Source organism: Odoribacter sp. N15.MGS-14 (assembly GCF_000980245.1).
GTDB lineage: Bacteria > Bacteroidota > Bacteroidia > Bacteroidales > Marinifilaceae > Odoribacter > Odoribacter splanchnicus.
Genome location: NZ_LARE01000001.1, coordinates 1 through 15,966 on the forward strand (window position 1 = coordinate 1; position 15,966 = coordinate 15,966).

12 protein-coding genes are annotated in these 15,966 nt (G+C 45.7%); 5 read left to right on the forward strand and 7 right to left on the reverse strand.

All coding sequences use genetic code 11. The annotated features are described in order from the left end of the window. Positions 1-973 (forward strand): ABC transporter ATP-binding protein (locus tag WS34_RS00005; protein WP_046402354.1); only part of this gene is annotated, 973 nt, incomplete at its 5' end. A gap of 209 nt (positions 974-1,182) precedes the next feature. Here WS34_RS00005 and WS34_RS00010 read toward each other — a convergent pair. From WS34_RS00010 to nadB, 7 genes are all read right to left on the reverse strand, one after another. Then, a complete protein-coding gene (locus tag WS34_RS00010) occupies positions 1,183-2,937 on the reverse strand; it encodes a DUF3857 domain-containing protein (RefSeq protein ID WP_013611144.1) in 1,755 nt (584 codons plus the stop codon). Positions 2,938-2,954: 17 nt separating this feature from the next. Beyond that, positions 2,955-4,904: a DUF3857 domain-containing protein gene (locus tag WS34_RS00015; RefSeq protein WP_046402356.1), complete on the reverse strand. Its 1,950-nt coding sequence runs from the start codon at positions 4,902-4,904 to the stop codon at positions 2,955-2,957. 188 nt (positions 4,905-5,092) lie between these two features. Then, a complete protein-coding gene (gene pheT / locus WS34_RS00020) occupies positions 5,093-7,540 on the reverse strand; it encodes a phenylalanine--tRNA ligase subunit beta (RefSeq protein WP_022159904.1) in 2,448 nt (815 codons plus the stop codon). Positions 7,541-7,591: 51 nt separating this feature from the next. Continuing rightward, on the reverse strand, positions 7,592-8,518 hold the full coding sequence (gene nadA / locus WS34_RS00025; RefSeq protein ID WP_022159903.1) for a quinolinate synthase NadA: 927 nt from the start codon (positions 8,516-8,518) through the stop codon (positions 7,592-7,594). 52 nt (positions 8,519-8,570) lie between these two features. Continuing rightward, positions 8,571-8,891, reverse strand: a complete 321-nt coding sequence (locus WS34_RS00030; RefSeq protein WP_013611140.1) for a DUF6565 domain-containing protein — start codon at positions 8,889-8,891, stop codon at positions 8,571-8,573. A gap of 4 nt (positions 8,892-8,895) precedes the next feature. Next, positions 8,896-9,738, reverse strand: a complete 843-nt coding sequence (gene nadC / locus WS34_RS00035; protein ID WP_046402362.1) for a carboxylating nicotinate-nucleotide diphosphorylase — start codon at positions 9,736-9,738, stop codon at positions 8,896-8,898. Between the two features lie 13 nt (positions 9,739-9,751). Continuing rightward, entirely contained in the window at positions 9,752-11,329 is a 1,578-nt protein-coding gene (gene nadB, locus WS34_RS00040) for an L-aspartate oxidase (RefSeq protein ID WP_087382633.1), read from the reverse strand. A 106-nt stretch (positions 11,330-11,435) separates the two neighbouring features. Between nadB and WS34_RS00045 the strand changes: the two genes are divergently transcribed. The 4 genes from WS34_RS00045 (at position 11,436) to WS34_RS00060 (ending at position 15,963) form a co-directional block, all read left to right on the forward strand. Beyond that, positions 11,436-11,987, forward strand: a complete 552-nt coding sequence (locus tag WS34_RS00045; protein WP_022159899.1) for an FKBP-type peptidyl-prolyl cis-trans isomerase — start codon at positions 11,436-11,438, stop codon at positions 11,985-11,987. 27 nt (positions 11,988-12,014) lie between these two features. Continuing rightward, positions 12,015-13,097, forward strand: coding sequence for a chorismate synthase (aroC, locus tag WS34_RS00050; protein WP_046402365.1), 1,083 nt, complete (start codon positions 12,015-12,017; stop codon positions 13,095-13,097). A 272-nt stretch (positions 13,098-13,369) separates the two neighbouring features. Continuing rightward, positions 13,370-14,563, forward strand: a complete 1,194-nt coding sequence (gene trpB, locus WS34_RS00055) for a tryptophan synthase subunit beta (protein ID WP_046402366.1) — start codon at positions 13,370-13,372, stop codon at positions 14,561-14,563. Next, complete coding sequence (locus WS34_RS00060) at positions 14,560-15,963, forward strand: anthranilate synthase component I family protein (protein WP_046402367.1); 1,404 nt, start codon at positions 14,560-14,562, stop codon at positions 15,961-15,963. Before trpB ends, WS34_RS00060 begins: the two co-directional genes overlap by 4 nt. The last annotated feature ends 3 nt before the right edge of the window (positions 15,964-15,966 follow it).

The following is a 15,966-nucleotide window of genomic DNA, read 5'->3' on the forward strand; positions in this document are numbered from 1 at the left end:
AGTTCGTGCCGGACTGACGATGATGGTACTGTGCGGAACGTATCTGCTGTTGGGAGGGGAACTTTCCTTACTTGTCTTTATATTGTTCCTTGTAGTCGGTTCCCGTGTGTTCGACCCGCTGACTTCCGCCCTGACCAATTTTACCGAGTTCCGCTATTTCTCTATTGCCGGAGGACGCATCCTTTCCTTGATGAAAGAGCCGGAGATGAAGGGAGAACGGCAATCCCCGGCGGCAGGAGACATCGTATTCGAGCATGTGTCGTTTGCCTATCAGGACAAGGAAGTATTACATGATATAACTGTTACGCTTCCGAAGAACTCATTGACGGCTCTTGTAGGTCCTTCAGGAAGTGGGAAAAGCACGGTGATGAAGCTTTGTGCCCGTTTCTACGATCCACAGCAAGGACACCTCTTTTTCAACGGTGTTCCGATGGATGAAATAGCACCTGAAAGCCTGATGAGCCACATCTCTATGGTTTTTCAAGATGTCTATCTGTTTCAGGATACGATACGCAACAATATCCGCTTCGGTAAAACCGATGCAATGGACGAAGAAATCATCGCTGCCGCCAAGAAAGCCTGTTGCCACGATTTCATAATGCGCTTGCCGCAGGGATACGACACGATGGTAGGCGAAGGTGGTTGTACACTTTCTGGTGGGGAAAAGCAACGTATATCCATCGCACGTGCTATGCTGAAAGACGCACAAATCATTTTGCTGGACGAAGCGACCGCCTCGCTTGACCCTGAAAATGAAGTGGAGATACAGAAAGCCATCGGCACGCTTATCAAAGGCCGTACAGTCATAGCCATTGCCCATAGACTCAAAACCATCAAGAAAGCAGACCGGATAATCGTCTTAGATAATGGACAGATAAAGGAAGAAGGAACGCATGATGAACTTATCCGACAAGAAGGACTTTATTCTCATTTGTGGAATATCCAAGAAAGTATCTCAGGGTGGAAACTATAAGATGATATTGTGTAATGGTCCTGTAGTGCTGACGGAAGATGCCGGGTTTTGTGCCGGAAGACCGTTTAATAGTCACAACGGTTACAACAGTAGCAGAAGTTGGGCCTAACCGTTGTAACCTTGGTCGTTCTTTCAACTTTTGTAAAAACGCAAAGGCCTGAGTTCAGTGTCATTTAGAACTCAGGCCTCGGCTTTGGGGCGTTTCGTATTTATTGTACCGTTTTGAAAAGTATCGGTTTACGGGTCCGGTCGGTCCATTCCGTTATCAAAGAACGGAAAGCCGGATATTCGGCCGGCGTTATGAGTTGCTTTTTGATTTGAAGGGCTAGCTCGATGTGGAGACTAGAACCTTCGGAAGTCAGCGTTATTTTGAAACTACCGATAGGGTTATCGATTTTCTTTTCTTGAATCGGTGTACAAAGAGTCAGATTTTCAGGAAGCTGGATATCATAAGAATAATTTTCGTCTACCGAAGCCGGTAAATATAAATTCTTTGACCGGGAAGTGTTGTAATAGGCATAGGATTTTCCCGTTATTCCTTTATAACAGACAGGAAGATAAAAAAAGTAATAATTTTCTTCCTGCTTCAATCCCGCTTTTCCTTTACCGGAAATAGTCGTCGTTTTTTCACCCGGAGTGACAGTATATTCCCGAATACCGGGTAGTAAGGTACCGGCGTAGTTGGAAGTATAGGGAATCAATAGATTATTGAGGGTAGCTTTGATGTCCATATCAGCTTCTTGTTGGGGAGTGATGACGATCGAAGCCTGATAACCGATCGAAGCGATAGGGGGATCAGGAAGCGATTTCTTCCCTTCGGCTAAATCGACAAGGAAAGTGCAGTCTGTTGCAGCCGGATCGGCATTTTGGACGCTCAACCGATAAGGTCGTCCGTCAGCCTCGGCTAATATGACAAATTCCCGGATTGCATTCAGACCGCAGTTGTCTGTTTCCGAAGGGATGGAATAAGCGGCTGCAGGTACTGCCTTTATTCCGGCAACCCGTAATAAGTTGGTCATCAAATTAACCTTTTCTATACCAGTTCCATAAGCTGTCCGGATCACTTCGGCCGAAGGACGGAATCGGAAACCGGTTTCAGAGAGGGAGAGCGGACAATCGCTCAGCTCCGTTTGAATATATTGTTGGATACGGGTTATTTTTTCTGAATTCGACTGACATCCCTCGGTTATGAGTTGTACTAACTCCTGGATCTGTGGGGTGGGAGCCGGATCGAATTGCCGGTAAAGGTTTTGTAAAGCCTGTGCAGCTGTGGGATAAGTGGTAAACAGAATTCCGGCCAGATCACCGTTCTGTAAACCGGTACCCTGTTCTCTCGATCGGGCCGGTAGATTGCGGAATGTCCATTTCAGTTGCTGCCTGTCTTGTCGTTGCGATTTTTGGGGTTGCGCTTTTAGCTGAAGAAGGGCATAATGCGGAATAACGGAGGCCGGTAAATTGAAGGTCAGGCTGTATTCCTTTATCGGTGAACTTTCTTCTAATGGTTTGCATACATCGATTGCCGGGAGATACCCTGCCTTGGAAATAACCGAATAATCCAGATAGATCGTAGCTCCTAATTCAAGTCCTGTATGTACGATGACCATTTCTTTCAACCGATTGTAGGCCGGAGCATCCGCTGCACCGGCAGGCAATACTTCGACAAAGGCATTGTCCGGAGTTTGGATCGTCGTTCCATCCTTTTGTTTTACGTAGGCACTATGTATCTTTAATTCCTGAAAATCGGGATTATAAGTGATAAAAGTCTGGCCATAAGTAGAGTTCATCGCTGTATGGGTAAAGAGGGTCAGCTCTTTGTAATAACGATATTCCTGGCTACCGTCCTGATGTAAAGTCCAGGTTTCTGCTAATTTCCGGAATTCCGCTTCGGAAGGGATGGCTGACAAAGAACCGGAAAAAAGGAGGAATATCCAGAAAAACAGGTTTTTTATAGTATTTGTTTTCATATCGGATCTGATCGGATTTATTTATTAATAATCAGGTGATTGCCAAAAGCTTTGTGAGCATTTACGGCAGTACGGAAACCGTTCCAATCCCCGGCTTCATATACTCTTTTTTTCAAGGCCAGTTTTTGGTGTATATCGATTTTATTGTTTTCTTGCCGGATATAGCCTTCAAAATCGGCTGCCGGGCTCTTCCGGTTATCTTCGACGGATTGCACCAGACGATATCCCTGAGGTAACTGAATCGTCTCGTCCAGTTCCACCAAACGGGAACAGCCGTCTTTAAATCCATACTGACGTTCCGGAATATCTGTGTCGATCCGGAGGTATGAGCGAACCTGGTCGTAAAGTCCGTGCATAGTCAAAGGAACCAGCGCCATTTCGTCGTTGCCGATGATTGCATAATCGGGAATTTCATACCAGAATGTGATTTTGATCGGGGCTGCCTGATAGTCTTTGGGATTTTTACCCCAGTCTACTTTCAATAGTTTGGCTTTGGGAGAAATACTCAGCAATTGGCTTTCCATCGAATTTTTCCAGTCGCTTTGCCAGCCGGTAGTGAATATCCGGCGTATATTCAGGTCGGATTGGCCTTCGGCTGTGAGGGTGAATTGTCCGGTTAGTTTACCGTTTTTGTCCAGTTTATTATTGGCTTTGATGCGAAAATAATGGTTTTCGGGAGCGGAAACAGGCGTAATACAAAGATCCGAACCTTCCGGTACACCGGGGAGGTAGTTTTGCTGTTGTTCGGCACTGCTCCAAAGTTCCCGGCAGAAGGGCACCCAGGTCGGGTCTAAAGGCATATAGGTACCGTTGCTTAATTTTACCACTGCAACACAATGATTGAAATGGTCGGCGGGTATACTTTCCACCCGACTTCCGGCCATAGTCATGGCCGGATAGGCTTCGAAACCTGCCATTCGCAGAAATGAAATCAGACTGCCGGCAATGTCTTTACATACACCGCAACGGTCTGTATAATTCATTTTCGTATTGTGCAGGGTAAACCCTTCTCCTTTTCCCATCGTGATTCCGGCATAGCGGATATTATCGGCAACCCAGTGGGTTAATACGGCGATTTTTTCCATTTCGGTTTTCTTGCCCCGGATGAGCTCATTCACTTTTTGCCGGGCTTCGGGGAGAGGGGCGAAGCTGCCGTAATCTTCGTTGGTTTTATGAAACCAAAGGGATTTATCTTTCCAATGTGGCGTGGAGGACATCATTAATTTGGGAGCGGCATCGTACAGATCGACCATATTGGGTTCACGACGTACGGGCATCATATTATTTTTGGCAAAAGTATAGACTTTACGATCGTTTTCATAACGCATAGAAGAAGCACATTCGCCTTGGTAGAATTGGAATTGCATCTCTTTCTCCCGGGGGAGAGTAACGGAATATACCTTGCGCATGGTCGGGTCGTCACACCAGAAAGGAACAATATCATAAAACTGCCCCCGCATAGGAGGAACGAACCGTTCTTCGTCCGGTTGATCGGTCAGCAGGGCATAGGTGAACCCTTTTTTATGTATTTCGTATTCGATGATATCTCCTGGGTCAAGCCGGCCCAGTTCCAGCATGATTTGCCGGGCTCCCCAATAGATCATCCGTGCCGGAGCCGTATAATCCAGTGTTTTACCGACATCTACCGGACGAACTTCTCCGTTTGCTTTGTAAATATTCACCTGATGAAATTCGGCAAAAGCAGTCAGGGGATCGTAATCGTATTTCAGTACCCGGTTAGCCAAAGCTCCCGACCGGTTCTGCACCAGAATAACCTTGTTGATCGTAAAGGTGCCTGTCCCGCTGGGAGCTACAGAAACGGCGGTACTGTCCAATAGGATGATTTGTCTGGCAGAAGCCAGCTCCCCTCGCTTTTGGGCTTGTTGTTGCAAAGCCCGCCAACTTTGTCCATGAACCGGAAACAAAGCCGGCAGGAGCAGGAGTACACTTAAAAATATTTTGTTCATAAGCTGAAAATTTGGTTAACACATTTTTCCAAAAATAGTAATCTTTTTTTGGTTTTTGAAAAAATAGTTCCGAAAGTACGATTGAAATTTGAGTTAATGCCTGCTTCTGTTTGCGATAGGGGTATAAAAATTACCGGATGAAAAGTAATCGTTCTTTTCATCCGGTAAAATCAGGACAGACCGGTCGTTTATCTGATCTCAGCGCCTAACTGATGTTTGTAGGTTCCCATCAGTTTATTCATGATCTTATCGATCTGTTTGTCGGTAAGTGTTTTTTCATCGTCCTGCAACGTGAAGCTGATCGCATAAGATTTTTTACCGGCTCCCAGCTTTTCACCTTCGTAAACGTCGAATAAGGTCACTGATTTCAACAGGCTTTTTTCTGTCCGGAAAGCAATGTCACGCACCTCTTTAAAACTGATTTTTTTGTCGAGTAGTAAGGCCAGGTCGCGTTTAACCGCCGGGAACTTAGGCATAGGAGTAAAGGTGATCGTATGGTTTTTAATCGCTTTCAGTATATTTTCCCAGGAAAACTCGGCATAATAAACCTCCTGTTCGATATCGTTCGATTTCAAAACTTTATGACTCAGCATGCCGATTGTGACGATGTGCTTACCGTTTTGTGTATAGCTTATCCCTTCGCGGTAAATATCGGCACTACATTCTTCTAAAGTCAGCATTTCGGTTTTGAATCCCAAACGGATCAGGATCATCTCGGCATAACTCTTGAGATTGAAGAAATCGGTCTTTTGTTCTTTACTGTTCCAGGAAGCCTGGATTTTATCACCCGTAATGAAAAGGGCCAGTTTATCTTCTTCTTTGTATTGTTTCAGGTGATTTTCGCCTTCTTTTTTGTGGAAGGTATAAGCTTTTCCGAATTCGAAGAGACGTAAATTGCTGTTTTTGCGGTTAATATTATAGGCGATCGTCTCCAGCCCTCCGAATAGCAGGCTTTGCCGCATAGCGCTCAGGTCTGAGCTGAGCGGATTGAACAACATAACCGTTTCTTCGGGACGATAAGTCTCCAGATGCTCGTAATAAGAAGCTTTGGTCAATGAGTTGTTCATGATTTCATTAAAACCGTTAGCGGCCAATAAATCTGCAATTTTATTTTTCAATTGGAAATCATCCGGTTTTTCGCTGTAACTCAGAGTAGAGTTTACTTTAGCCGGAACTTCGATATTGTTGAAGCCGTATATTCTTAAAATATCCTCGATCACGTCTGCTTCGCGGCGAACATCCACCCGATAAGGGGGGATCTGCAACGAAAGTCCTTCGGTATCTTCTTTTACAATCTTTATTTCCAGAGCATTCAGGATTTTTTTGATCGTATCTTGTCCGATTTTTTTGCCGATCAGACGATCGATGTGGGCATACTTTACTTCGACTTCGAAATCGGCTACCGGATTCGGGTAGATGTCGATGATTTCGGACGTAATCTTTCCGCCACCCAGTTCTTTGATCAATAAGGCAGCCCGTTTGAGGGCATAAATAACGATGTTCGGATCGGTGCCTCTTTCAAAACGGAAAGAAGCGTCGGTATTCAGCCCATGACGACGTGCTGTCTTCCGTACGAATACCGGATCGAAACAGGCACTTTCGAGGAATACATTGGTCGTAGCTTCGGTGATACCGCTTTCCAATCCACCGAATACTCCGGCAATACACATCGGTTCTTCGGTATTGCATACCATCAGGTCGTTCTCGTTCAGTTCACGTTCGACACCGTCGAGTGTTGTGAATCTGGTACCTGTCGGAAAACTACGGACGATCACTTTATTTCCTTTGATTTTATCTTTATCGAAAGAGTGCAGGGGTTGTCCCAGCTCGAAAAGAATGAAATTCGTAATATCTACCACATTGTTGATCGGGTGTAAACCGATGGCTTTCAAACGCGTTTGCAACCACTCGGGAGATTCCTGAACTTTAACTCCTTCGATACATACTCCGGCATATCGGGGACAAGCTTCCGGACGCTGCACTTCGATCGAGATTCCGGCAGTATTGCTGTCGGCTGCAAAGTGAGCTACGGAAGGAAGGGTATAATGAATCTCCTGGGTTTGCTGTAAATAGGCAGCTAAATCACGGGCTACTCCAAGGTGAGAAGCGCCGTCTACCCGGTTGGGAGTAATATCGATCTCGATGGTGTAATCGGTTGTAATGTGATAATATTCGGCAGCTGGCATACCTACCCGGGCATCCGACGGAAGTACGATAATCCCCGCATGATCGTGACCGATACCGATTTCATCTTCGGCACAAATCATTCCTTCGGATTCCTGTCCTCTGATTTTTGATTTTTTGATGGTAAATTCTTTGTCTCCATCGTAAAGTACCGTCCCGATGGTGGCCACTACCACTTTTTGTCCGGCAGCTACATTAGGAGCTCCGCAAACAATGGGGGTAAGGCGTCCGTCTCCTAAATCTACCGTTGTCAGGTGTAAATGATCGGAATCCGGATGGGCTTCACAAGTTTTTACTTCGCCGATCACCAGACCTCTCAAACCACCCCGGATAGATTCGAATTTTTCATATCCGCCCACTTCGAGCCCGATACTGGTCAATATTTCGCAGACTTTTTCGACACTCAAATCTATTTTCAGGTATTCTTTCAGCCAATTTAAAGATATATTCATAGTTTTTGATTTTCTGATAGTTTATATTCCTGTTTTGGGAATACAGCTGTTTTATTTGATTTGTAACATTCTCTCGATAGGGGCCCAGGCTCTCTGACGGATATCTTCAGCCACTTCGACTACGTATTGCTCTTTCTCCAAAGCTTCCTGTACCGATTCCAGCGTTACTTTTTTCATTTGTCCACAAATGGTTTTAGGATGAACCGGAATAAATTCTTTGTCCGGATTATCGTTTTTCAGTTTATGGATGGTTTCTATTTCTGTGGCAATGATAAATTGCTTTTTGTCCGACCGGCTTGCATGCCTGATCATTCCTGCCGTCGAGTACATATAAGCTTGAGGAAGATTTAAAATGGCCTCGTCGTGTGAACAGTGGCTCTCGGGGTGAATGAGGATATCTGCCTGAGGATAGTCCCGGCTTTTTTCCAGGATCATGTCGGTGGTGATGCGTTCGTGTACACAACAATCTCCATGCCAGAGTTCCATTTCCCGTCCGGTAACTTTCCTGATCCAGGCTCCCAGGTTTTTGTCCGGTACAAACAAGATCTTACGATCTGGAGGAATGCTTTGTACGACTTTCAGGGCATTGGCCGAAGTGCAGCAAATATCCGTCCAGGCCTTCACTTCGGCTGTCGTGTTGACGTAACTTACAATAATCCCGTCAGGATTGGCTTTTTTCCATTCCCGCAATTCATAACCGGTAATGCTTTCAGCCAGTGAACATCCGGCTCCTAAAGCCGGAATCAGGATCTTTTTGTCCGGAGAAATGATCGCTGCGGTCTCCGCCATAAAATGCACACCGCAGAAAACGATAATCCGGGCATCCGTTTTCCCGGCTTCCTGGGATAATCCCAGTGAATCCCCCAGATAGTCTGCTATATCCTGAACCTCCGGACGAGTATAGTAATGTGCCAGAATAACGGCATTTTTTTCTTTTTTTAGTTGCCGGATTCTGTCAATAATCTCTGTATTCGTCATAACATATTAATTTTCCGCTTCAAAGATAACAAAGAAAGATAAAAAGGTGAAATTATTTAATCTTCATTTCTTCCTGAATTTTTTTACTCTCCCGTTTTAGAATGAGCGTTGAAAATTTAGATTTTAAAATACTGATGGATATTTTTTCGTTTACACTCAATTCCTCTTTAAACTGTTCGTAATATTTTTCTGTATAATCGTTGAACCGGGCCTGTATTTTTTCCCATTCAGGATCGGATAGGGTGGTACAGTTTTTTTCTGTTTGGGTGATAAACTTTTCGAAGTCTTTTAAATAGCTGTCTTTGTTCATACTACATCGACAGAAAATCAATACAAGACATCCGATGATAAATAATTTGAGTGCTGATTTCATGAAATTAGTTTTTTTGAATATTCATACTGATGTCCAAAGCCGTTACGGAGTGAGTTAAGGCACCGACGCTGATAAAGTCGACTCCGGTGGCTGCCACTTCTTTTAAACGGGGAATACTCATATTTCCGGAAGCTTCGGTTTTGGCCTGTCCGTGAATGATTTTCACTGCTTCGGCCATCTCGGCGTTACTCATATTGTCCAGCATGATAATATCGGCATGCATAGCGAGGGCTTCGCGCACTTCGGCCAGATTGGTCGTTTCTACTTCGATTTTGATACCGGCCGGAACATGGGCTCTGACCGCATTGACCGCATTGGTAATTCCTCCGGCCACCTTAATGTGGTTGTCTTTGATCATGGCCATATCGTATAATCCCATCCGGTGGTTGGTCGCTCCTCCGTCTTTAACGGCCATTTTGTCCAATACCCGTAAGCCCGGAGCTGTTTTCCGGGTGTCCAGTAATTGGGTGTGAGTACCGGCTAATTCTTCGACGTATCTGGCCGTTTCCGTAGCGATGCCCGACATGCGTTGCAAGATGTTCAGCGAAAGCCTTTCTCCTAATAAGAGGCAACGGTAGCTGGCTTCGATACGCAGGATAATATCGCCTTTTTTTACCCGATCCCCGTCTTTTACTTTGGCGTCCCAAAGGATGTCTTTCTCGAATTTTTCATACACCCGTTTGGCTATCGCCAGTCCGGAAATTACACCGTCGGCTTTCATTTTCATTTCTGCAACGGCCCGGGAATGAGCCGGGATGATGGAGTTGGTCGTTACATCTCCGGTAGCGATGTCTTCCTCTATGGCGAGGTCGATCAGGCGGTCGATTAATTGGTCGTATTGTGTCATTTTATAGTGATTTTCAGTTTAAAGACTTTTTAGTATTGACAGGTAGGGTACGGAGGTCTTTTTCTTTCTGTTGTACGATATGAAAAAGATAGGAAGCATCGCTACAGGGATAATCTTCCCGGAAATGTCCTCCACGGCTTTCCTGACGGTAAAGGGCAGAACGGATAATCAACCTGGCAACTGTAATCAGGTTACGGCAAATCAGGGTGTAATATTCGTTTATTTCCCGGGGCAGATTGTCTTCCAGACTTTCCAATTCGTTCAATCCCTGTTTCAGTTTTTCTGCATTCCGGATGATGCCGGCATAATCGGTCATTATCCGCGAAATCTCTTTTTTCAAATGGACATAAAGCGCAGCATAATTGTCATTGCAATGATAGATCGGTTTGAATACCTGGGTAGGAGAGGTTTTCAGATTTTTCCGTGAAGCCTCGATGGCCCGTTTCCCGAATACCAGACATTCGATCAACGAGTTGGAGGCGAGCCGATTGGCTCCCATGATTCCCGAAGAGGCCAGTTCGCCGCAGATAAACAGACGTTTGATGTTGGTCTGTCCATGGGTGTCCGTCCTCACTCCCCCTACCATATAATGAGCTGCCGGTGCTACGGGGATCCGGTCGCACATATCGATACCCAATTCCTGGCATTTTTCATAAATATTCGGAAAGCGGTGTTTCACCACCTGAGGATCGAGGTGTTTGAGGGACAACCAGACGTACTCCTGATCGTATTTCAGCATCTGGCGGTAAATAGATTGAGCGACGATATCCCGGGGGGCCAGTTCGGCCAATTCGTGAATCGCCGGCATAAAGCGTTCTCCGTTTTGATCGATCAGATAAGCCCCTTCACCCCGGACTGCCTCACTGATTAGAAATGCCTCTTCCGATTCGGTATAGATGGCCGAAGGATGAAATTGAATGAATTCCATATCGGCGATTTCACAACCTGCATTAAAAGCCAGAGCAAGTCCGTCTCCGATCGTGGTATGCGGATTGGTGGTCCGTTTGTAAATAGCCGAAGTGCCTCCTAAAGTGAGGAAGGTATTGTCGGCATAAAACAGTTCTTCGCTTTCTGTCACTAAATTCCAGGCCCGTACGCCGTAACATTCCTGATTTTCCTGAAGGATACCGATCACGGAATGATTTTCGAAAATATCTATCTTCGGATTATTGATGACTTTGCTGATCATAAAACTGGTCACCATACGTCCTGTCGCGTCACCGCCGGCATGAAGAATTCTTTTCCGGTGATGTCCGCCTTCCAACCCCAAGGCGAGGCTGCCGTCTTCCATATCGAAATGCATACCTGCCTCTATGAGTTCATGTATCCGTTGCGGACCTTCGTTCACTAAAATATCGACAGCTGGGTAATCGCAAAGCCCGCGTCCGGCAATAATCGTGTCCTCGAAGTGAAGTGCAGGAGCATCGTCTTCGTCTGTAACGGCGGCGATTCCACCCTGTGCAAAATAAGAGTTGCTCTCTGTAATACCGGATTTGGTCAGCAAAGCAACTTTTCCATAAGCGGCAGCGTGATAGGCCGTGTAAAGCCCTGCCAATCCACTCCCTGCTATAATATAATCGTAATGGCGCATCTTCAAAAATGTAAATTAGTGCGAAAGTACCATTTTTTTGGAAATAGGGGAGAAATTTTTCAATTATTTTATCGTACTTTTGTGCAAAACCAAATCAATAAAAAGAATGATTACGAAAAATAAGATGGTATCCGTAAGTTACGAATTAAGAACGGAACAAAACGGAGAGTTACTCGAAGCAGCAGGTGCAGACCGGCCCTTGGATTTTATCTGTGGACAAGGGCAGACTTTAGAATATTTTGAAATGAACCTTCTGGATAAAAATGAAGGGGATAAATTCGATTTCAGCATTCCGGCAGCCCATGCTTATGGACTGGTGAACGAAGATATGATTGTGGATTTACCCCAGGAAATATTTAAAGATGTAGAAGCTGAAGAGATGGTGGTCGGCCATGTTTTACCGATGATGGATAGTGTCGGAAGACGTTTGCAGGGCAAGATCCTGTCTATCGGTGACGAGGAAGTACGTATCGATTTTAATCATCCCCTGGCCGGTAAAGATTTGTTTTTCAAGGGTGAGATATTAGGTGTCCGTGATGCAACGGATGAAGAACTGGAAGCTTTACATTCGCATAAATGCGGGGGGTGTAGTGGCTGTGGTTCTGAAGGAGGTTGCGGATCCCACGACGAGGGCTGCGGATGCGGAGGATGTCACTAAATATATAAGGAATACTTTCTACTTTTTATGTCCGGTAATTCTATAGGAAAATTTTTTCGGCTGATGTCGTTCGGAGAGTCACACGGTAGTGCTGTTGGAGGGGTTATCGACGGTTGTCCGGCAGGAATCGCCTTGTCTGCTGATTTTATTCAAGGTGAGTTGAACCGGCGGCGGCCCGGTCAGTCGGAGGTTTCTACCCCCCGGAAGGAAGAAGACACCGTAGAGATTCTTTCCGGAATATTTGAAGGAAAATCTACTGGCATGCCGATCGGATTTCTGGTGAGAAATCAGAATCAGAATAGTAAGGATTATAATCATCTGAAAGATTTATACCGTCCTTCTCATGCCGATTATACCTGGGAAAAGAAATACGGTATCCGGGATTATCGGGGAGGCGGACGTTCGTCGGCCCGGGAACACATTGCCCGAGTCGTTGCCGGGGCTGTTGCCAAACAGGTGTTGGCCGGTTACGGGATAAGCATTCGGGCATATACTTCACAAGTCGGACCGATTGCTGTTACCCGGCCTTATCAGGAGTTGCCCTTGGAGCGGGCAGAAGATAACATCGTACGTTGTCCTGACGCCGGGATTGCTGAAGAAATGATTGCATTGATCCGGCAGCTGCGGGATGAAGGGGATAGTGTCGGTGGAATAGTCAGTTGTGTGATTCAGGGGGTACCTGCCGGGTTAGGCGAACCGGTGTTCGACCGTTTTCAGGCAAGACTGGCGCATGCAATGATGAGTATCAACGCAACCAAAGGTTTTGAATACGGAAGCGGATTTGCAGCAGCCTCTATGCAGGGAAGCGGGCATAACGATTCTTTTGTCATGAAAGGAAGTGAAGTACACACGGTGACGAATCGCTCGGGAGGTATACAGGGGGGCGTGACGAACGGAGAAGATATCTATTTCCGGGTAGCTTTCAAGCCGGTCGCCACTATTATGAAACGTCAGGAAACGGTGACACGTGATGGGAAAGAAGTTACTCTGGAAGCACACGGACGCCATGATCCTTGTGTTATTCCCCGCGCTGTGCCTGTAGTCGAAGCTATGGCGGCTATCGTTGTTTTGGATATGCTGCTCGAGGCCCGGACCGATTGGGGCCGTTGATTTATTTTTGAAGAAAAATCTTTCCGATTGTTTGATTTTAGAAAAAAGTTTTTCATCTTTGCTCCGTTGAAAAGAACAAAATATGAATTTATTACTGACAAATAAAGCATGGTGGTGGCGCCTTTCGGGAATAAACCGGTGGGACGCACGCTTTATGATGTCTGGTCAGTAATATCAGTGAAGGAACTATATTATCAGCATATGGAGGCTATCGGAACACCGGTAGCCTTTTTTGTTTTTTGTCCTTAATGAAAATTCCAAAAGTGAATCATATGAAAAATTTTAATGTAAACGACCAGGGGTTTTACGGTAGGTTTGGTGGTGCTTATGTTCCTGAAATTTTACATGCGAATGTAGAAAAATTACGTGAATGTTATTTGCGGGAAATGGAAGATGAGTCTTTTCAGCAGGAGTTCAGGCTATTATTAAGGGATTATGTCGGTCGTCCCAGTCCGCTTTATTATGCCCGTCGGCTGAGTGAAAAGTACGGTACCCGGATTTATCTCAAGCGCGAGGATCTGAATCATACCGGAGCCCACAAGATCAACAATACGATCGGTCAGATTCTATTGGCCCGGCGTATGGGAAAGAAGAGGATCATTGCCGAAACCGGAGCCGGGCAGCACGGAGTAGCGACGGCTACTGTATGTGCCCTGATGAATATGGAATGTATCGTTTATATGGGAGCGACCGATGTGGTCCGGCAACAACCTAATGTTGAAAAAATGGAGATGTTGGGAGCGAAGGTGGTAGCTGTTGAAAGTGGCAATAAAACGCTGAAAGATGCCACCAACGAAGCGATCCGCGACTGGTGTTGTAACCCCGCGGATACTTATTATATCATCGGGTCGACAGTGGGACCTCACCCTTATCCGGATATGGTGGCTCGTTTTCAGTCGGTGATCAGCGAAGAGATCAGAAAGCAATTGTTGGAAAAAGAAGGAAGGGAAGAACCCGATTATGTAATAGCCTGCGTGGGAGGAGGAAGTAATGCTGCCGGGGCTTTCTACCATTTTCTGCATTCTCCCGAAGTTGGGTTGATTGCTGCCGAGGCTGCCGGAAAAGGTTTGGGAAGCGGAGAGTCGGCAGCTACGATCCATTTGGGAAAAGAAGGTATTATCCATGGAAGCCGTACGTTGGTGATGCAAACGGACGACGGACAGATTGTCGAACCCTATTCTGTTTCTGCCGGACTGGATTATCCGGGAATCGGCCCTTTACATGCATTTCTGGCAGAAGAAAAACGCGCTGAAGTATTGGCTGTTACGGACGAAGAAGCGTTGAATGCCGCTTTTTGCCTGACAGAAATGGAAGGTATCATCCCGGCTTTGGAATCGGCCCATGCCCTGGCAGTTCTGGAACAAAAAACATTCCGGCCGGAAGAGATCGTTGTCATTAATTTGTCCGGTCGGGGTGATAAAGATATACAGACCTACAAAAGGATGAATAAATTTTTACACTTATGAAATATAGAATTAAAACAATCACCCGTATTCTTCCGGCCGACTTGCAGACTCCTGTGGGAATTTACCTGAAGGTACGCGACTTATTTCCACAATCGGCTTTGCTGGAAAGTTCGGATTATCATACGACTCAAAATAGTTTTTCTTTTATCGGCGTGGAACCGATGGCCGATTTTTCGGTAACGAAGGAACAGATCGTACGTCGTTTTCCCGATGGCCGGCAACTGACGGATGCTCTTACAGAAGGCGTGGATGTTATCGAAATCCTGAAAGATTATATCGCTTCGTTCGAGACCGAAACAAACCTGACCGGGATCAACGGTTTTTTCGGGTATACGGCCTATGATGCCGTACGTTATTTTGAAGCTGTCCGTATCCGGAAGAAAGAAGAGAAGTTTGCTGAAATACCTGATATGATATATATATTATACCGGTATATTATTGTAGTCGATCATTTTAAAAATCAGATGACGATCGTTGAAAATTTACCGGAAGGGCAGCATTCCCATATGCCGGAACTTATCGATGTCATTCATAACAATAATATGGCTCGGTATGGTTTCGAGGCGTTGGACGATACCGGTTCTCCGATTAGCGACGAGCAGTATATGGAAATGGTGAAAAGGGGTATTCGGCATACCCAAAGGGGAGACGTATTTCAGATTGTACTCTCGCGTCGTTTCAGCCGTGGATTTCGGGGAGATGATTTTAATGTATACCGGGCCTTGCGGTGTATAAATCCTTCTCCATATCTGTATTATTTTGATTTCGGCCATTTTCGCATTTTCGGTTCCTCTCCCGAGACTCATCTGCGTGTTGCCGGAGGTAAAGCTTATATCGATCCGATAGCCGGTACTTTCCGCCGTACAGGAGACGATATCCGGGATTCGGAATTGGCCCGTAAATTATTGGAAGATGAGAAAGAAAATGCCGAACATATCATGTTGGTCGACCTGGCACGTAATGATCTGAGCCGCGGGGCTGGTCAGGTAAAGATCGAGTTCTTGCGCCAGATCCAATATTATTCGCATGTGATTCATATGGTGTCGAGAGTGAGTGCTTGCGTTTCCGAAAATACCGATATTTTGCGGCTCTTTGCGGATACTTTTCCTGCCGGTACGCTCAGCGGTGCTCCCAAAGTCAGGGCGATGCAACTGATCGATGACATAGAACCTCATAGTCGCGGGATTTATGGGGGCTGTATCGGCTATATCGGTTTTCAGGGAGAATTGAACCAGGCCATTACGATCCGGAGCTTTCTGAGTTACGGTAACCGGCTTTATGCTCAGGCCGGAGCGGGGATTGTAGCGCACTCTTCGCCTGAAAGTGAATTGCAGGAATTGAATAATAAATTGGGGGCTTTGATGAAAGCGGTGGAAATGAGTGAAAAGGTTAAAAATTGAACT